Raw genomic sequence first — 16,887 nt, forward strand, 5'->3', positions numbered from 1 at the left:
GGCGCACGTTCTGGACCGTCAGAACGTGCGCCACCGCATGGTCGGCGTCCGGGCGGGTCAGCTCGTCGTGCAGGTGGCGGTCGGCGCGGCGGGCGGCGCGCTCCCCGTCCCGATGAACCCGGCGGTCGCCGTGGCTCCCGCGGCGAGCGTGCGGTTCCAGGCGGCGTGGGTCACGTGGACGCCGTCGGCGTCCGACGTCGCCTCGCCACCCCAGACCTGGGCGACCGTGACGCCCGTGGGCAGCGCGAACGCGACGTCCCAGCCGTCGACGGCGGCGTCGCCGGCGGTCACGACCACCTCGCCCTGCCAGCCGCCGGACCACGAGGCGACGACCCGCACCGTGGCGGTGCAGGCGTCGTCCGTGGGCGGGTCGGTGGGCGGGTCGGTGGGCGGGTCGGTCGGCTCGGTGCCGCCGCCGAACCACGACGCCTCGACGGCGGTCTCCCGCAGGCCGTCGGCGCCGTCGATGATCCGGGTGCCCCACGCGCTGGGGTTCGTGGCGTCGAAGCCGAGCACCATGTCGAGGTACGGGTCGGTGTTGCCGCTCCACGACCAGGCGAGCCAGCCCAGGTCGAGGCGCTCCGCCTCCGACAGCACCCAGTCCTCGTCGACGTCGGCGGAGGTCTGCTGCCAGCCGAACTCGCCGACGATGATCGGCAGCCCCGCGTCCACGAAGAACTCGAGGTAGTCCGTCACCGTCTGGTGCTGGTTGTACACGCTGTACATGTGGATCGAGAAGATCGTGTTGGCGTCGGGGTCGGAGGCGAACACGTCGGCGGCCGCGGGCCGCATGTAGTTCTTCCAGTCCTGGCCCCAGTTGGGCGCGTCGACGACGAGCGCGTGCTCGTACCCGATGTCGCGCAGCCGCACGATGGCGTCGGAGGTCGCGCTGCCCCAGGTCTCGTTGGTGGCGTCGTCGTTGCCCATCGGCTCGTTGCCGATGTTCACCACGACGAAGTCCTCGGTGCCCGCGAGTGTCGGGTACAGGTCCTCCCAGTAGTCGACCGCCTGGTCGAGGGTGGCGGCGGCGGGCGCGGACGTGTCGCCGTACCCGGTGGTGTCGTGCACCTCGAGGATGCAGACCAGCTGGTTCTCCTCGCACAGGTCGACGACGTCGGCGACGTCCTCCGGGCTGTTGCGGGTCCACTGGTCGCCGCTGGACAGGACGACCCGCACGCTGTTGGCCCCCGCGGCCTTGATGTCCGCGAACGACGCCGTCTGCTGGGTGTACCAGGTGTGCGCGTGGTTGACGCCGCGGAGCACGAGGTCGGTGCCGTCGGCCTCGACGACACGGCCGTCGGCGACGTGGATGCCGGGCGGGGTGTCGGCCCGGGCGTCGGCTGCCGTCGCGACGAACGTGGCCGCCGCGCCGGCCGCGAGCGCGGCCGCGGCGACCGCCGCCGGGACGCCGCGCCGCGCCGCACGGCGGGTCGTCGTGCCGGGAGGAAGGGGTGGGTGGGGTGAGCGCTGCATGGCGGGACGTCCTCGTCTCTCGTGCGACTCGGCACGCGCTGCGCGTGCGGTCCCACCCTGGTCGAGGTGCCGGAGCCGGTCAGGCCGATGAAACGCTTAGGCCGAGCCTGCCGGGACGGTGCGGTCCCGGCAGGCTCGGCCTGTCGTGCCGGTCTCAGTCCTCGTTGGCCGCCGACGGCTTGGCGAGGCCCGCGGAGATGAGGTCCATCACCGACGAGTCGGCGAGCGTGGTCGCGTCGCCCACGGTGCGGTTCTCGGCGACGTCGCGCAGCAGGCGGCGCATGATCTTGCCGGACCGGGTCTTGGGCAGCTCCGGCACGACGAGGATGCGGCGCGGCTTGGCGATCGGACCGATCTCCTTGGCGACGTGGTTGCGCAGCTCCTGCTGCACCTCCTCGGCGCCCTCGGGGGTGGACGCGCGGTCGGCGTGCTCGCCGCGCAGGATCACGAACGCCACGACGGCCTGGCCGGTGGTCTCGTCGTTGGCGCCGACCACGGCGGCCTCGGCCACGACGTCGTGCGAGACGAGGGCGGACTCGATCTCCGTCGTCGACAGGCGGTGGCCGGAGACGTTCATGACGTCGTCCACGCGGCCGAGCAGCCAGATGTCGCCGTCCTCGTCCTTCTTCGCGCCGTCGCCGGCGAAGTACAGGCCCTCGAACCGCGACCAGTACGTGTCCTTGAAGCGCTGGAGGTCGCCCCAGATGCCGCGCAGCATGGACGGCCACGGCTCGGAGAGCACGAGGTACCCGCCGCCGCCGTCGGGCACGGAGCGCGCCTCGTCGTCCACGACGTCGGCCACGATGCCGGGCAGGGCCACCTGTGCCGAGCCGGGCTTGGTGGCGGTGACGCCGGGCAGCGGGCTGATCATGATCGCGCCCGTCTCGGTCTGCCACCAGGTGTCGACGATGGGTGCCGTGTCGCCGCCGATGACGCGGCGGTACCACATCCACGCCTCCGGGTTGATGGGCTCGCCCACCGAGCCGAGCACGCGCAGGCTCGACAGGTCGAAGCCGGCGGGGATGTCCTCGCCCCACTTCATGCAGGTACGGATGGCGGTGGGGGCGGTGTAGAGGATCGAGACCTTGTACTTCTCGACGAGCTCCCACCAGCGGCCGCGGTGCGGGGTGTCCGGGGTGCCCTCGTAGATCACCTGGGTGGCGCCGTTGGTCAGCGGGCCGTACACGACGTACGAGTGCCCGGTGACCCAGCCGATGTCGGCGGTGCACCAGTAGACGTCGCTCTCGGCCTTGAGGTCGAAGACGTTCCTGTGCGTGTACGCCGCCTGCGTCAGGTAGCCGCCCGTGGTGTGCAGGATGCCCTTCGGCTTCCCCGTGGTGCCCGACGTGTACAGGATGAACAGCGGGTGCTCCGCGTCCACCTCGACCGGCTCGTGCACCGGGTCGGCCTGCTCCAGGGCGTCGTGCCACCAGACGTCGCGGCCGTCGGTCCACTCGACGTCCTGCTCGGTGCGGCGCACGACGAGCACGTGCTGGACGGTGGTCGCGGGCTCGCCGTCCTTGGGCGCGAGCGCCGCGTCGACGGCGGGCTTGAGGGCGGACGGCGCGCCGCGGCGGTAGCCGCCGTCGGCCGTGATGACCAGCTTCGCCTCGGCGTCGGCGATGCGGCTGCGCAGCGCGTCGGCGGAGAAGCCGCCGAAGACCACGGAGTGCGGGGCTCCGATGCGGGCGCACGCGAGCATCGCGACGACCGACTCGACGAGCATCGGCAGGTAGACGACGACACGGTCGCCCTTGGTGACGCCCAGCGACGTGAGCGCGTTCGCGGCGCGGGAGACCTCGCGCTGGAGGTCCGCGTAGGTGACCGTGCGGGTGTCGCCCGGCTCGCCCTCGAAGTGGAGGGCGACCCGGTCGCCGAGCCCGGCCTCGACGTGCCGGTCCACCGCGTTGTACGCGGCGTTGAGCTTCCCGTCGGCGAACCACTTCGCGACCGGGGCCTCGGACCAGTCCAGCGTCTGGGTGAACGGCGTGGACCAGCTGACCAGCTCCCGTGCCTGGTCGGCCCAGAACCCGAGCCGGTCGGCCGCGGCCTCCTCGTACAGGGACGGCTGGGCGTTCGCCTGCGCCGCGAACGCGGGGCTGGGCGGGAACGCTCGCGTCTCGTGCAACAGGTTCTCGAGGCTGGGGGCGGTGGTCTCGTTCTCTGGCACGCTTACCTCCGGTGCGCATCGTCGCTGGTGCGTTCCCCGGCGAACGACGGCGCGTCGCGACCCCGGGGACGGCGGCGCCCCGCAGGGCCCGCCGTCGGGAGTCTAGACCTGGCGCGTGACCGGGGTCACGCCGTCCCACGGTTCGGCCGCACTCCTTGCAAAAAGGTCGCCGGATCGGTCGTCGCTCGCCTCGCCGGGTGCCCGGGTGGCGACGAAAAGCCGTGGGCCCGCCGCCGTCGCGCCTGGTAGACGTGCATCATGACGACCCCAGAGGTGACGTGGCCGCGACGGTCAGGCCCGATCGTGCTGCGCCCGCCGACGTCCGCCGACCTGGACCAGGTGCTCACGTGGCGCAACCGGCCCGACGTGACGCGCTGGCTGCTGCGTACGCAGGTGGACCCGGAGCGGTTCCGCGCGTCCTGGCTCGCGTCCGTGGACGACCCGACCGATCACGCGGCCGTCGCGGTCCTGGACGGCGCCGTCGTCGGGACGGGGACGCTGTCCGTGAGCGACGCCATGGGGCAGTCGCAGGGCGACGTCTGGCGCGGTGCCCAGGGGTCCCTCGGCTACCTGGTCGACCCGGCGTACGCCGGCCGCGGCGTCGCGACCGCGATCGCGGGCGGTCTGCTCGAGGTCGCGTTCGCCGAGCTGGGGCTGCACCGGGTCACGGCCGGCTGCTTCGCCGCCAACACGGCGTCGTGGCGCGTCATGGAGAAGGTGGGCATGCGGCGCGAGGAGCACGGCGTGCAGGACTCGTGGCACGACGAGCTGGGGTGGGTGGACGGCTACACCTACGGGATCCTCGCGGCGGAGTGGCGCGACCGGGACCGGTGAGCCGACACGAGGACGGCGCCCGGGAGACGTGTCGTCCGAGCGCCGCTCTCGCCAGCCCGGACGCGGGTAGCAGGCGCTTGGTCCGATCACTGGGCGGGGTCGTTCCCACCGAGTGGGTCCTCAACCGGGGACTTCCTTAGCGTGGGTCCAGCGTCCGGCTGTCTCCCTCCATGGAACGCCCGCCCGGGCGGTCCTGCAAGCGCTCAGGCGTGCCGACGCCGCCACCAGCGCCGGAGCAGCCAGGCGGCCACACCGGCGAGGACGACGCCGCCCGCGGCGAGGGCCACGGCGGGCGGACGGATCGCGGAGCGGAGGGCCACGGGGCGGGAGAACGTGAGCACGCCCCAGCCGTTCTCGGCGGCCACGCGGCGCAGCGTCTTGTCGGGGTTGACGGCGAAGCCGTGCCCGACGGCGCCCAGCATCGGCGCGTCCGTCACGGAGTCGGAGTAGGCGTAGCTGCGCTCGAGGTCGTAGCCGCGGCGGGCGGCGAGCTCGCGCACGGCCTCGGCCTTCTGCTCCCCGTAGGCGTAGAACTCGATCTCGCCGGTGTACCGGCCGTCCTCGACGGCCATGCGGGTGGCGACGACGTGGTCGGCCCCGAGCACGGTGGCGATCGGCTCGACGAGCTCCGTGCCGGAGGCGGACACGATGACGACGTCGTGCCCGAGCTCGTGGTGCTCGGCGATGAGCTCGACGGCCTCGGCGTAGACGTACGGGTCGATGAGCTCGTGCACCGTCTCGGCGACGATCTGCTGCACCTTGCTCACCTCCCAGCCGGTGGCGAGCTCGGACAGGTGCTTGCGCATCCGCTCCGTCTGGTCGGCGTCGGCGTTGCCGGCGTAGAAGAGGAGGTGCGCGTACGCGCTGCGCAGCACGTCGCCGCGCGTGATGAGGCCTCCGGCGTAGAACGGCTTGGAGAACGCGGCCGACGAGCTCGTCGCGATGATCGTCTTGTCGAGGTCGAAGAAGGCCGCGACGCGCGCCCGGGGTGTCGCCGGTGCCGCCTCGCGCGGTCCGGGTCGCTGGTCGGTCACGGGGCGAGCCTAGCCGTGCGGGTCGCCGCGTCGAGCCGAAATTCATGCACAACTCTTGTGCAGAAGCCTTGTGCACAAGAGTTGTGCATGGTTACTGTGCACGCATGGAACCGACGCCGGAGCGCCCGTACACCCACCTCGAGCTGACCGCCGAGGCCGCCAAGGTCCTCGCCCACCCGTTGCGCTCGCGGCTGCTCGGCGCGCTGCGGCGCGGGGGCCCGGCGTCGGCGACGGCGCTCGCGGCCGAGCTGTCCACCAACACCGGCGCCACCAGCTACCACCTCCGCAAGCTGGAGTCCGTCGGTCTCGTGACCGACACCGAGGAGGGGCGCGGCAAGGAGCGCCTCTGGCAGGCGGCCACGCAGAGCCACGGATGGCGAGACTCCGACTTCGGCGGCGACGAGGACGCGCAGACGGCGCTCGGCTGGCTGGTGCGCGACTATCACCGCCAGTTCGACACGAGCTACGCCCACTGGCTCGACGTCGCCGAGAGCTGGCCGAAGGAGTGGACCGACGTCGCCGGCATGACCGACACCTGGGTGGACGTCACGCCCGAGCAGGCGGCCGCGATGGCGGAGGAGCTCGAGGCCGTGGTCAACAGGTACCTGCGCGTCGGCACCGGCGACCCCCGCGCGCGGCGCCTGCACCTGTGGCGGTTCCTGTTCCCGCTCGACGCCGACGACGTGCCGGCCGCCGTCGACCGGGCCTCGGAGAGCAAGGACGAGTCATGAGCCCGCAGCGCGTCTTCCTCCTGCTCACCGCCACCCGGTGGTTCCCCGTCGGGCTGGTCGTCACCGTCACGACGCTGCTGCCGATCGAGCGCGGCCTCACCGTGGCCCAGACGCTCACCCTCGCCTCCGTGACGGGCCTCGTCGTGTTCGCGCTCGAGCTCCCGACCGGCGGCACCGCCGACGCGGTCGGGCGGAGGCCGATGCTCATCGCCTCCGCCGTGGTGCAGGTCCTGGCCGCCACCACGTTCCTGCTGGCGCAGTCGGTCTGGGCGTTCGTCGTCGCGGCTGCGCTCATGGGCATGTTCCGCGCGCTGGACTCCGGTCCGCTGGAGGCGTGGTTCGTCGACGCCGTGCACGCGAAGCACCCCGGGGCCGACGTCGACCGCACGCTCGCGCACCAGGGCACCGTGCTCGGGGTGTCGATCGCCCTCGGCGCGCTCGTGTCCGGCGGGCTCGTCTGGTGGCACCCGTTCACCGGGTGGTCGGCGCTCGCGCTCCCGTACGCGACGTACGCGGTGCTGGCGGTGGTGCACCTCGTGATGGTCGCGATGCTCGTGCGCGAGGCGCCGCGTCGCCCGGCGGCCGTCGGCACGGGCGCGGTGCCGGCGCGACGCCACCGCTGGCGCGCGGCGCTGCGGTCCACCGTCGGCTCCGCCCGGCAGATGCCCGCGGTCGTCGCCTCCGGCCTGCGGCTCGCGCGCGACAACCGCGTGCTGCGCGGCCTGCTCCTGGTCGAGCTCTTCGCGGCGACGGCGATGGTCGTGTTCGAGTCCTTGCAGCCCATCCGGATGGCGGAGCTGCTCGGCGGCGAGGCGGCGGCGGGCGCCGTCATGGGTCCGGTCGCGTCGATCGGGTGGGGGGCCTTCGCCCTCGGCGCGGCCCTGTGCGGCCTCGCCAGCCGCCGGTTCGGGGTGGCCCGCACGGCGATGGCCGCCCGCGTGCTCAACGGACTCGGCGCCGTGTGGATGGGGCTGGCGGGCGGCCCGGCGATGCTGGTGGTCGCCTACCTCGTCACCTACGGGCTGCACGGCAGCTCGGGGCCGAGCTACAACGCCCTGCTGCACCGCGAGGCGCGCCGCGACAACCGCTCCACCGTGCTGTCCATGGCGTCGATGGTGGGGTTCGCGTCGTACGCCGTCGCGTCGCCCGCGCTGGGCTGGGTGGCGCAGAGCGGGTCGACGCCGCTCGCGATGATGCTCGGCGGCGCGTTCAGCGTGCTGGGTGTCCTGTGCTTCCTGCCGGCGCTGCGCGCCGAGCGGGAGCGGGGGCGTCGGGCCGACGACGTCGCGCCCGTCCAGGAGGACGCCGCCGCGGCCTGACGCGGCACGGAACGCGCCCCCAGGCGACCGCCGTCCACAGATCGTCGCGCGCGACCCCGGCGGGTCCGCGGTGCGGACGAGCCTGGGGCGCATGGACGACGCACCCACCCGCACGCTGCCCCGGCCGCCGAGCACCGTGCCGCCGAGCACCGTGCCGACGGACCCCGGGCCGACGACCACCCGGCCGACGACCACCTGGCCGCCGCACGGGCCCGCGCCCTGGGCACCGGGGCGGGGGCGCCGCACGGTCGCCGTCGTCGGCGCGTGCGGAGGCGCCGGGGTGAGCACCCTGGCCGCGGCCCTCGCCCAGGGGCTCCGGCGGGCGGGGGAGGGCGCGGTCCTCGTGGACCTCGACCTGCCGGGCCCCGGCGTCGACGTGCTGCTCGGCATCGAGGACGAGCCCGGGGCACGCTGGCCCGAGCTCGCCGCCGCCCGCGGGGACGTGGACGGGGTCGGGCTGGTCGCCGCGCTGCCCCGCTGGCGTGCGGTACCCGTGCTCTCCGGTGCACGGCTGAGCCCCGCCCGCCCCGACGACGCGGTGGTCGTGGACGTCTGCACCGGGGTGCTGCGCGGCGGCGAGACGGTGGTGCTCGACCTGCCCCGCCCCGCCGCGTGGACCGCGGCCGCGCGGATGCTCGTGACCACCGCCGACGCGGTGCTGCTCGTCGCTCCGTGCACCGCGCCCGGCGTCGCCGGCGCGCTGGCGACGTGGTCCGAGCTGGTCGAGCTCGACGTGAGAGACCCGTGGCTCGTCGCGCGGCGGCCCGCACCCGGCCGCGTCGACGCGGCTGCCCTGGGCGACGCCGTCGGGCTCCCGGTGGCCGCGACCGTGCGCGCGGACCCCCGCCTCGCCGCCGCCGTCGACCGCGGCGACGGGCCACCCGTCGGGAGGCGGACCCCGCTCGGTCGTGCCGCGGCCTCGCTCGTGACGGCGCTGGCAGGTGCGTCGTGACGGGACGAGCGCTCGTCGACCGCGACCTGCTCGACGACGTGCGGGCCCGTGTCGGCCCGTCCGGGACGGCGCTCGACGACGCCGCCGTGCGGGTGGCCCTCCAGGCCACCGGGCGCGTGTTCGGGTCGGCGGCGCTGACCGACCTCGCGCGCGCGGCCCGGGCCGAGCTCACCGGCGCCGGGCCGCTGCAGGAGCTGCTCGACGCGCCCGACGTCACCGACGTGCTCGTCAACGGGCCGCACGACGTCTGGGTGGACCGCGGCGACGGGCTCCGGCGGGTGGACATCGACCTCGGCACCCCCGACGCCGTGCGAGCACTCGCCGTGCGGATGGCGGCCGTCGCCGGGCAGCGCCTGGACGACGCCGCCCCGACCGTGGACGCGCGCATGCCCGACGGCACCCGGCTGCACGCCGTCGTGGAGCCGGTCGCCCCTGCCGGCGCGGTGATCGCGCTGCGGGTGCTGCGGCAGGCGGCGCACTCCGTGGAGACCCTGGTCGCCGGGGGCGGGCTGCCGCCGCGGTGGGAGGCCGTGCTGCACGCGCTCGTCACCGGCCGGGCCAACCTGCTCGTCACGGGCGGCACCGGCACCGGGAAGACCACGCTGCTCGCCGCGCTGCTCTCGCTGGTGCCGCCCGCCGAGCGGGTGCTCGTGGTCGAGGAGGCCCGCGAGCTCGCGCCCCGGCACCGGCACGTGGTGTCGCTCGCGGCCCGGCGCCCCAACGTCGAGGGCGTCGGGGAGGTCACGCTCACCGAGCTGGTGCGCGGCGCCCTGCGGATGCGGCCGGACCGGATCGTCGTCGGCGAGTGCCGCGGCGCCGAGGTCCGTGAGCTGCTCCTCGCCATGAACACCGGCCACGACGGCGGGATGGCGACGGTGCACGCCAACGCCGTCGAGCACGTCCCCGCGCGGCTGGAGGCGCTCGCGGCCCTGGCCGGGATGCCGCGGGACGCCGTGGCCGCGCAGGCGGCCGCCGCCCTCGACGTGGTGCTGCACCTGCGGCGGCGTGGCGGCCGTCGCCACCTGGCCGAGATCGGCCTGGTCGGGCGGGACGGCGACGGCCGGCTCACGGTCCGTCGTGCCGCCGAGTGGTCGCCGGGCGCGGACCCTCGGCCCGACGGCGCGTGGGAGGAGCTCGTGGGGCGGTGGTCGTCGTGACCGGGCTCGCCGCGGGGCTCGGGGCGGGCCCGCCGGCCGTCGGGCTCTGGGTGGCGCTCGCCGCGTGGCTGCTGCTGGGACGCGGCGGACGCCGCGCGGACCGCCTCGCGCGCCGCTCGGTCCCGCGTCGCCGCCGGTCGGGGGCGCTGCGGCGCCGCGGACGGGACGCGTCGACGGAGGCGGACGCGGTGCGGGTCGCCGTCGCACAGGTGATGGCGCTGCTGCGGTCCGGGGCGCCGCCCGCGGCGGCCTGGTCGCGCGCGCTCGCGGTGCCCGTCGACGCCACCGGTGTGCCTGACCTGGCGGCCCTGGCGCCCGTGGTCGGCGGGGCGGGGCATGCCCGGTCGGTGGTGGCCGCGGCGGTGCTGTCCCGTGACGTGGGGGCCCCGCTCGCGTCGGTGCTCGACGCCGTGTCCGGGGCGCTGGTGGCCGAGGCGGAGGCCCGCGGGGAGCGGGAGGCGTCGTTGGCCGGGCCGCGCGCCACCGCGCGCGTGCTGATGTGGCTGCCGCTGCTGGGAGCGGCGCTCGGCTGGGTGCTCGGCGCCGACCCGCTGGCGACGGCGTTCGACGGCGGGGTCGGATCCGTCGCGGTGTGCCTGGGGCTCCTGCTGCTCGCGGCCGGGTGGGTGTGGACCCGCCGGCTGGTCGCGGCCGCCCGGGCTGCGGGGGAGGGGGCGACATGACCGAGATCCCGGCCGGGCCCGGCGCGCTCACGCTCGCGGCGGCCGCATGGACGGTCGCGGCGGCCGTGCTGCTCGCGCTCCTGCCCTGGTGGCTGGCGCGCGGTGCCGCCGACAGGCGGGTGGCGTGCCTGGCCCTGGACGGTCGCGCGCCCACGCACGCCGACGGGCGCGTTGCGGATCCCGTGGACGTGCCCGTCGTGCTGGAGCTCCTCGGTGCCGCCCTGCGCGCGGGAGCCGGGGTGCCCCGCGCCCTCGAGGCGACGGGCGCGGCACTCGACGGCGCGTCGTGGTCCGGGGCGTCCGGCTCGAGGTCGCCCGACGGCGTGGCCCTGCGGGCGGCGGCGGACGCGCTACGGCTCGGCGCCGACTGGGAGGGCGCGTGGCGCGACGCCCCGGACCGGCTCGGCCCGGCGCACCGGGCGCTGCGCGGGGCCTGGACCGACGGTGCGTCCCCGTCCGGCGCGCTGCGGGCCGCGGGCGAGGAGCTGCTGCGTGCGCGGCGTGCGGCCGCGCGCACGGCGGCGGCGCGCCTGGCCGTGCGGCTCGTGCTGCCGCTCGGCGCGTGCTACCTGCCCGCGTTCGTGCTGATCGGCCTCGTGCCCGTGCTGCTCGCGCTGGGCGTCGACCTGTTGTCCGGGTGACCGTGCCCGGCCCACGACGACCCGGGCGCCGCCCGGGTCCGCCGCGCCCGCCCGGCCGGGTGGACGCGGCACGACCGGCCCGGACCGTCCGGGCCAGGTCGCACGAAGGACACCGCAAGGAACACCCACGAGAGGAACACGGAGGAGCCATGACGAACGAGGACGACGGCCGCGCGGCGGCCGAGGGCGAGCAGGGGCCGGGGGCGGCGCCGGAGGTCGGCGCGACCGGCGGCCGGGGCCGGGGGGCCGAGGCGGCGCCTGCCCACCCGGATCCGGAGGCGGGGCTGGCCACCGCGGAGTACGCCGTCGCCACCGTGGCGGCGGTCGGGTTCGCCGGCCTGCTCATCGCGGTGCTCAAGAGCGACACCGTCCGCGGTCTGCTGGAGAACATCATCAGCTCGGCGCTGTCCGTCTGATGCGCCCGCACCGCAGCAGAAGGGCACGCCCGGCGCGTGCCCACGGGGGACGGCCGCCGGGAGCCGACGGCGAGCGGGGTGCGGTGACGGCCGAGCTCGCCGTCGGCCTGCCGGTGGTGGTCCTCCTGCTGGTCGCGGTGCTCAGCCTCGCGGCCGCGTCCACGGCGCAGATGCGCGCCCTGGACGCGGCCCGGGCCGGGGCACGCGCCTACGCCATCGGGGAGGACGACGCGGCGGCCCGGCACGCCGTCGCGCAGGTCGGCGGCGACGACGCCGAGCTGGCCGTCACGCGCGACGGCACGTGGGTGCGCGTCTCCGTGACGCGGCCGGTCGTGGGCGGCTGGTTCGCCGGAGCGCCCGTACGGGCGTCCGGCGACGCGACGGCGTGGGTCGAGCCGTGAGCGCCGCGGGCGACGCGACGCGCGAGGGCAGGTCGCGCGGCGGCAGGACGCGCGAATCCAGGGCGGAGCAGGACGGGACGTCCGCGAGCCGGGAGCGCGGCGCGGGGACCGTCGTCGTGCTCGCTCTGACGGCGGTGGTCGTGCTGCTCGCGCTGGCCGTCGGCGCGCTGGGGGCCGCGCAGCGGGCGCGAGGTGCGGCCCAGGCCGCCGCGGACCTGGGTGCGCTCGCCGCCGCGACCGCGTGGCGGCAGGGTGCCGACCCCTGCGCGACGGCCGCCGAGGCCGTGCACCGCAACGGAGGGCAGGTGGTGGCGTGCGTCCCGGAGGACGGCGGCACGGTCGGCGTCCGGGCGTCGCGTGCCGCCCTCGGCCCGGACGTCGGGCCGTGGGCGGGGTCGCTCGGCGACGCCACCGCGCACGCCCGCGCCGGGCCGAGACCCGGCGCGTCACCCGGCCGCGAGCCGGCGGCCGGGACCGAGCCTGCACCTCGGCCTGGGGCATCGCCGTGAGGCGTGCCGGGACCGAGGTGCGGCCGGGGCCGGGATCAGGAGGGGTTGACGTTGAACAGCGCGGCGCGCTCGCTGATCTTGCGGGCGCGGGCCAGGCGGGGCTTGTCCGACCCGTCGCGGATCACGGAGCCGGACGCCTCGAAGTCGGCCAGGAAGTCGATCGCCCATGCGACGTCCGCGCTGGACGGGCTGAAGGACTCGTTGATGACGGCCGGCGTCTCCAGGTCCAGGCAGAGCTTGCCGGTGAGGCCGAGGGCCACGCCGTCCGCGGACTGCTCGCGCAGCAGCGAGTGGCTGGTGCCGACGGTGGGGCCGTCGATCGGGCCGGGCAGCCCGCCGATCCGGCTGGCGGTGACGAGGCGCGAGCGCGGGTAGGCCATCGCGAGGGACTCGTTGGCGGTGCCCGTGTCCCGGCGGTAGTCCCCGGAGCCGAACGCCAGGCGGAAGGCCCCGGGGGCGCGCGCGATGCTCACGGCGTCCTCGATGCCCAGCGCGGACTCGACCAGCGGGATCACCGGCACGCTGCCGCCGAGCCGCTGGGCCGTGTCGATCACCTGGTCGGGCGACTCGGTCTTGGCGAGCATGACGCCGCGCAGGCCCTTCGAGTCCCACAGGGCGCGGACGTCGTCCGCCCACGCCTGCGAGCCGCGCTCGTTGATGCGCACCCAGGCGCGGCCGCCCGCGGAGAACCAGTCGAGCACCTTCTGACGGGCCTCGTCCTTGCGGCTGTCGTCGACCGCGTCCTCGCAGTCGAGGATCACCTGGTCGGCACGGGAGAGCTGGGCGGCGTCGAACATGTCGTCGCGCAGTGCCGACAGCAGCAGCCACGAGCGGGAGTTGGCTGGGTCGACGCGCGTGTCCTCGCGGGAACGGCGGCGTTCGGCGAGGTCGATCTCGGTAGTCACCTCACGATGGTAGGTTCCGCCGGCGCGTGGCTCAGCACGGCATCCAACAAGCGCACGGCCGCGGACTTGTCGAGGGGCGCGTTGTCGCTGCCGCACTTGGGCGACTGGACGCACGCCGGGCACCCCTCCGCGCAGGCGCACGCGGCGATCGCGTCGCGGGTGGCGCGCAGCCAGCGCGCGCCCAGCTCGTACCCGCGCTCGGCGAAGCCGGCGCCGCCCGGGTACGCGTCGTACACGAAGACCGTGGCCTCCCCGGTGTCGGGGTGCACCTCCGTCGAGACGCCGCCCAGGTCCCACCGGTCGCACGTCGCCAGCAGCGGCAGCAGGCCGATCGACGCGTGCTCGGCCGCGTGCAGCGCACCCGGCGTCTCGTCCGCGGAGATCCCCGCGGCGCGCAGCACGAAGTCCGGCACCGACCACCAGACGGCGGTCGTGGCCAGCGTGCGCGACGGCAGGTCGAGCGCCTCCGTGCCGAGCACCTGCATGTCGGGCAGCCGGCGGCGCTGGAAGCTCACCACCTGGCTCGTCACCTCCACCGGGCCCAGGCCCCACCGCACGGGGCCCCAGTCGCGGCCCTCGACCGGCCGGTGCCCCACCTCGTCGATCGCGATCTCCATGACCTCGTGCGACCAGGTGCCGTGCTCCACGTCCTTGCGCACCACGAGCGCCACGTGCTCGGCGAGATCCAGATGATCCACGACGAACGTCGCGCCCTGGTGCACGTACACCGCGCCGTCGTGCACCTGCCCGTCCGCCGACCCGGCGTCCACGGTGCCGAGCAGCCGCCCCGTCGTCGCCTCGACCACGCGCACGGGCCGCCCGCCCGTCCCGCGCAGGTCGGCCATCGCCGACGCGGGCTGCGCGTGCGTCCAGTACCAGCCGGAGGGGCGGCGTCGCAGCGCGCCGCGGGCGACGAGCACGTCGAGCACCTCGCGCACCGCCACCGGGTCCCCGAAGGCGGCGAGATCGTCGGCGCGCAGCGGCACCTCCTGCGCGGCGGCGCACAGCTGCGGCGCCAGGACGTGCGGGTTGGCCGGGTCGAAGACGGTGGCCTCGAGCGCGGCGTCGAACACCGCCTCGGGGTGGGTCACGAGGTACGTGTCCAGCGGGTCCTCGCGCGCGACGAACGCGACCAGGCCCTCGGCGCCGGCTCGCCCGGCGCGCCCCGCCTGCTGCCAGAGGGACACGCGGGTGCCCGGCCAGCCCGCGACGAGCACGGCGTCGAGCCCCGAGATGTCGACGCCCAGCTCGAGCGCGTTGGTCGTGGCCAGCCCGCGCAGCTCGCCGGTGCGCAGCGCCTCCTCCAGCTCGCGGCGCTCCTCCGGGAGGTACCCGCCGCGGTAGCTCGCCACCCGTGCCTCCAGCCCCGCGGCCACCGGTCGCAGGTGGTCACGCGCCTGCTGCGCCACCGACTCCGCCCCCCGCCGCGACCGGGTGAACGCGAGCGTGCGCGCGCCGTGCGCCGTGAGGTCGGCGAGCAGGTCGGCCGTCTCGGCGGTGGCCGAGCGGCGCGGGTGCTCCGCGGCACCGCGGGTCGTGAGCACGGCCTCGGCCTCGTGCTCGGAGTGGGTCGGGTCGAGCGGGTCGGGCAGCGCCCACGGGTCGTCGTCGTGCGACGGCGCCTCGCCCGTGGCCCGCGACCGTTCGAACCCCGCCACCTCCGGCGGCTGCCACAGCGCGAACGTGCGCCGCCCCGCCGGCGACGCGTCCGCCGTGACCGCGACGACGTCCTCGGGCGCCACCCCCACCAGCCGCGCCGTGCTCGCCGCGGGCTCCGCGGTCGTCGCGCTGGCCACCACGAACACGGGCGACCTGTCGGACCGAGGGTCGGCGCCGGCGAGCGGCGCGTCCGACCCGTCCGCGGCCGCCCGGCGGTCGGACGCCGCGCCCACCCCGGCGAGCTGGGTGTCCGACAGGGGGCGGTAGTGGGCCGCCAGCCGGGTGAGCCGACGCAGCACCAGCGACACGTGCGCCCCGAAGACGCCGCGGTACGCGTGCCCCTCGTCGACGACGACGTACCGGAGCCCGCGCAGCAGCCGCGCCCACCGCCGGTGGCCGGGCAGCAGCGAGAAGTGGAGGAAGTCGGGGTTGGTGAGCACGACGTCGGCGTGCTCGGTCACCCAACGACGCTCCTCCGTGGGGGTGTCGCCGTCGCAGGTCGCCACGCGGGGGCGCGTCCCGGGCATCCCCGCGACCAGCCGCTCCAGGCCCGCGAGCTGGTCGGCCGCCAGCGCCTTGGTGGGGGAGAGGTAGAGCACGGTGGCGGGCTCGGCCCCGCGCACCGCCGTGAGCGCGGGCAGCCAGAAGGCGAGGGACTTGCCCGAGCCGGTCGACGTCGCGAGCGCGACGTGCCGCCCGGACCGGGCGGCGTCGGCGGCCTCGACCTGGTGCGCCCAGGGGCGGTCGACACCGAGCGTGCGGTAGCCGTCGACCACGCCCGGGTCCGCCCAGGCCGGCCAGTCCGACGTCACCCCGGCGCGCGCGGGGAAGGTGCGCACGTGCGTGAGCCGGTCCGCCCGCGCGCCGTGCGCGGTGAGCACGTCGAGCAGCGGGTGCTGCTCGGGCTCGAGGTCGGGGGCGGCGGGCACGGGCGACAGTCTCGCACCGCGCGCAGGGCGCGCGGTCGTGCCGACGGACGCACGGCAGGAGGGTGAAGTTTGTCCGACATCAGGCTGAAATCATGCGAAAGACGCATTTCCCCGACGGATCGACCCTAGGATCTTTCGGCTGCAGGCCGCTCCGTCTCCCGGGGCCCGGCCGCACCCCCGACTCCGACGAAGGACCCCTTCATGCGCCATGCCACCGTCGCGGCGACCGCCGCCGCCCTCCTCCTGATCTCCGCCGGGCCGGCTGCCGCCGGCGGCTCCGACGACGAGCCGCCCTACCAGGTCACGGCGGACGGGCTCACCCTGCCCGCGGGCGACGCCTTCCGCGACGGCGGGCACGTCAACATCCGGTACACGACGCCAGGGGCGGGACAGCAGGGCGCCGGCATCCACTTCGAGACCCTCAACCAGAGGCCCTCGGGGGCGTACGTCGGGAAGCAGTTCCTGCCGTGGTCCGCGGTGCTCGGCGAGGTCCCCGCAGAGCTGTGCATCACCTGGGTCCAGGTCGAGGGCTACAACGAGCACTTCGGCGAGGGTGGGCAGGAGCCGGTGTGCACACCGGCCACCGGGTCGGTCCCCGAGCCGTCCGAGGCCCCCGAGCCCTCGACGCCCCCGGCGACGGAGGCGCCGTCCACGCCCGACGTCGAGACACCCGCGCCCGAGACCCCGTCCCCGGTCACGCCCCCGCGGGAGGACACGACCGAGGAGCCGGCCGTCCCCGGCGGCGAGCCCGAGACGCCGGGCGCCGCGTCCGATGACGACACGCAGCCCGCGCCCGCGGACGAGCCCTCGGCGTCACGCCCCCAGGCGACGGGGTCGTCGCACGACGTCGCGGGCGGCGCGCTGCCGCTGGTCGACGCCGACGCCCCGGAGCAGGCGGTCGCGCTGGCGGGGGACCAGGCCGACGGGACGACGGACGCCGTCGCGCAGCTGCCGCGCACGGGCGCGACCGTGGCAGGGCTGGTCGTCGCCGCGGCCGCGCTGCTCGGCGCGGGGGCCGCACTGCTGCTCGTGCGCCGGCGCCGCCGCGCCTGAGGCGCAGTTCGGGCATGTCAG

16 protein-coding genes are annotated in these 16,887 nt (G+C 76.1%); 11 read left to right on the top strand and 5 right to left on the bottom strand.

Annotated elements, in window-relative coordinates; translation table 11 throughout:
* Positions 1 to 57 precede the first annotated feature (57 nt).
* The gene (locus tag ACFVS0_RS16205; protein WP_430588530.1) at positions 58 to 1,473 is read right to left on the bottom strand and encodes a cellulase family glycosylhydrolase; all 1,416 of its coding nucleotides are present in this window, start codon (positions 1,471 to 1,473) and stop codon (positions 58 to 60) included.
* A 154-nt stretch (positions 1,474 to 1,627) separates the two neighbouring features.
* The gene (gene acs / locus ACFVS0_RS16210; RefSeq protein ID WP_430552373.1) at positions 1,628 to 3,643 is read right to left on the bottom strand and encodes an acetate--CoA ligase; all 2,016 of its coding nucleotides are present in this window, start codon (positions 3,641 to 3,643) and stop codon (positions 1,628 to 1,630) included.
* A gap of 258 nt (positions 3,644 to 3,901) precedes the next feature.
* Between acs and ACFVS0_RS16215 the strand changes: the two genes are divergently transcribed.
* Positions 3,902 to 4,477, top strand: coding sequence for a GNAT family N-acetyltransferase (locus ACFVS0_RS16215; protein WP_430588531.1), 576 nt, complete (start codon positions 3,902 to 3,904; stop codon positions 4,475 to 4,477).
* Positions 4,478 to 4,680: 203 nt separating this feature from the next.
* Here the strand turns inward: ACFVS0_RS16215 and ACFVS0_RS16220 are convergent, their stop codons facing one another.
* Entirely contained in the window at positions 4,681 to 5,511 is an 831-nt protein-coding gene (locus tag ACFVS0_RS16220; protein ID WP_430552375.1) for an HAD family hydrolase, read from the bottom strand.
* Between the two features lie 104 nt (positions 5,512 to 5,615).
* On the opposite strand from ACFVS0_RS16220, the gene ACFVS0_RS16225 reads away from it, so the two are divergent.
* The 9 genes from ACFVS0_RS16225 (at position 5,616) to ACFVS0_RS16265 (ending at position 12,320) form a co-directional block, all read left to right on the top strand.
* Entirely contained in the window at positions 5,616 to 6,242 is a 627-nt protein-coding gene (locus ACFVS0_RS16225) for a winged helix-turn-helix domain-containing protein (protein ID WP_430564450.1), read from the top strand.
* Positions 6,239 to 7,561, top strand: coding sequence for an MFS transporter (locus ACFVS0_RS16230; RefSeq protein WP_430588532.1), 1,323 nt, complete (start codon positions 6,239 to 6,241; stop codon positions 7,559 to 7,561). The genes ACFVS0_RS16225 and ACFVS0_RS16230 overlap by 4 nt, the downstream gene beginning before the upstream one ends.
* Positions 7,562 to 7,652: 91 nt before the next feature.
* Positions 7,653 to 8,513: a septum site-determining protein Ssd gene (ssd, locus tag ACFVS0_RS16235; RefSeq protein WP_430588533.1), complete on the top strand. Its 861-nt coding sequence runs from the start codon at positions 7,653 to 7,655 to the stop codon at positions 8,511 to 8,513.
* A complete protein-coding gene (locus ACFVS0_RS16240; RefSeq protein ID WP_430588534.1) occupies positions 8,510 to 9,670 on the top strand; it encodes a TadA family conjugal transfer-associated ATPase in 1,161 nt (386 codons plus the stop codon). The genes ssd and ACFVS0_RS16240 overlap by 4 nt, the downstream gene beginning before the upstream one ends.
* The gene (locus ACFVS0_RS16245; RefSeq protein WP_430588535.1) at positions 9,667 to 10,353 is read left to right on the top strand and encodes a type II secretion system F family protein; all 687 of its coding nucleotides are present in this window, start codon (positions 9,667 to 9,669) and stop codon (positions 10,351 to 10,353) included. Before ACFVS0_RS16240 ends, ACFVS0_RS16245 begins: the two co-directional genes overlap by 4 nt.
* A complete protein-coding gene (locus ACFVS0_RS16250) occupies positions 10,350 to 10,994 on the top strand; it encodes a type II secretion system F family protein (RefSeq protein ID WP_430564455.1) in 645 nt (214 codons plus the stop codon). Before ACFVS0_RS16245 ends, ACFVS0_RS16250 begins: the two co-directional genes overlap by 4 nt.
* A gap of 149 nt (positions 10,995 to 11,143) precedes the next feature.
* A complete protein-coding gene (locus tag ACFVS0_RS16255; protein WP_430588536.1) occupies positions 11,144 to 11,410 on the top strand; it encodes a DUF4244 domain-containing protein in 267 nt (88 codons plus the stop codon).
* Between the two features lie 83 nt (positions 11,411 to 11,493).
* Positions 11,494 to 11,811 (top strand): TadE family type IV pilus minor pilin, encoded by a 318-nt coding sequence (locus ACFVS0_RS16260; protein ID WP_430552383.1) that lies wholly within the window; start codon positions 11,494 to 11,496, stop codon positions 11,809 to 11,811.
* A complete protein-coding gene (locus ACFVS0_RS16265; RefSeq protein ID WP_430588537.1) occupies positions 11,808 to 12,320 on the top strand; it encodes an Rv3654c family TadE-like protein in 513 nt (170 codons plus the stop codon). Before ACFVS0_RS16260 ends, ACFVS0_RS16265 begins: the two co-directional genes overlap by 4 nt.
* Before the next feature lie 35 nt (positions 12,321 to 12,355).
* Here ACFVS0_RS16265 and ACFVS0_RS16270 read toward each other — a convergent pair whose 3' ends face one another.
* Positions 12,356 to 13,225, bottom strand: coding sequence for an HpcH/HpaI aldolase/citrate lyase family protein (locus ACFVS0_RS16270; RefSeq protein ID WP_429765942.1), 870 nt, complete (start codon positions 13,223 to 13,225; stop codon positions 12,356 to 12,358).
* Positions 13,222 to 15,813 (bottom strand): DEAD/DEAH box helicase, encoded by a 2,592-nt coding sequence (locus ACFVS0_RS16275; RefSeq protein ID WP_430588538.1) that lies wholly within the window; start codon positions 15,811 to 15,813, stop codon positions 13,222 to 13,224. The genes ACFVS0_RS16270 and ACFVS0_RS16275 overlap by 4 nt, the downstream gene beginning before the upstream one ends.
* A gap of 201 nt (positions 15,814 to 16,014) precedes the next feature.
* Here ACFVS0_RS16275 and ACFVS0_RS16280 point away from each other — a divergent pair, with 201 nt between their 5' ends.
* The gene (locus ACFVS0_RS16280; protein WP_430588539.1) at positions 16,015 to 16,866 is read left to right on the top strand and encodes an LPXTG cell wall anchor domain-containing protein; all 852 of its coding nucleotides are present in this window, start codon (positions 16,015 to 16,017) and stop codon (positions 16,864 to 16,866) included.
* The last annotated feature ends 21 nt before the right edge of the window (positions 16,867 to 16,887 follow it).

Origin of the sequence: Isoptericola sp. NPDC058082 (genome assembly GCF_042885055.1) — a bacterium.
Taxonomy (GTDB): Bacteria; Actinomycetota; Actinomycetes; order Actinomycetales; family Cellulomonadaceae; genus Isoptericola.

What these genes read in the sequence shown, in the direction of transcription:
- ACFVS0_RS16205 (WP_430588530.1), bottom strand. Translation starts at nt 1,473, where the DNA reads ATGCAGCGCTCACCCCACCCACCCCTTCCTCCCGGCACGACGACCCGC.
- ACFVS0_RS16255 (WP_430588536.1), top strand. Translation starts at nt 11,144, where the DNA reads ATGACGAACGAGGACGACGGCCGCGCGGCGGCCGAGGGCGAGCAGGGG.
- ACFVS0_RS16230 (WP_430588532.1), top strand. Translation starts at nt 6,239, where the DNA reads ATGAGCCCGCAGCGCGTCTTCCTCCTGCTCACCGCCACCCGGTGGTTC.
- ACFVS0_RS16280 (WP_430588539.1), top strand. Translation starts at nt 16,015, where the DNA reads ATGCGCCATGCCACCGTCGCGGCGACCGCCGCCGCCCTCCTCCTGATC.
- ACFVS0_RS16225 (WP_430564450.1), top strand. Translation starts at nt 5,616, where the DNA reads ATGGAACCGACGCCGGAGCGCCCGTACACCCACCTCGAGCTGACCGCC.
- ssd (WP_430588533.1), top strand. Translation starts at nt 7,653, where the DNA reads ATGGACGACGCACCCACCCGCACGCTGCCCCGGCCGCCGAGCACCGTG.
- ACFVS0_RS16215 (WP_430588531.1), top strand. Translation starts at nt 3,902, where the DNA reads ATGACGACCCCAGAGGTGACGTGGCCGCGACGGTCAGGCCCGATCGTG.
- ACFVS0_RS16250 (WP_430564455.1), top strand. Translation starts at nt 10,350, where the DNA reads ATGACCGAGATCCCGGCCGGGCCCGGCGCGCTCACGCTCGCGGCGGCC.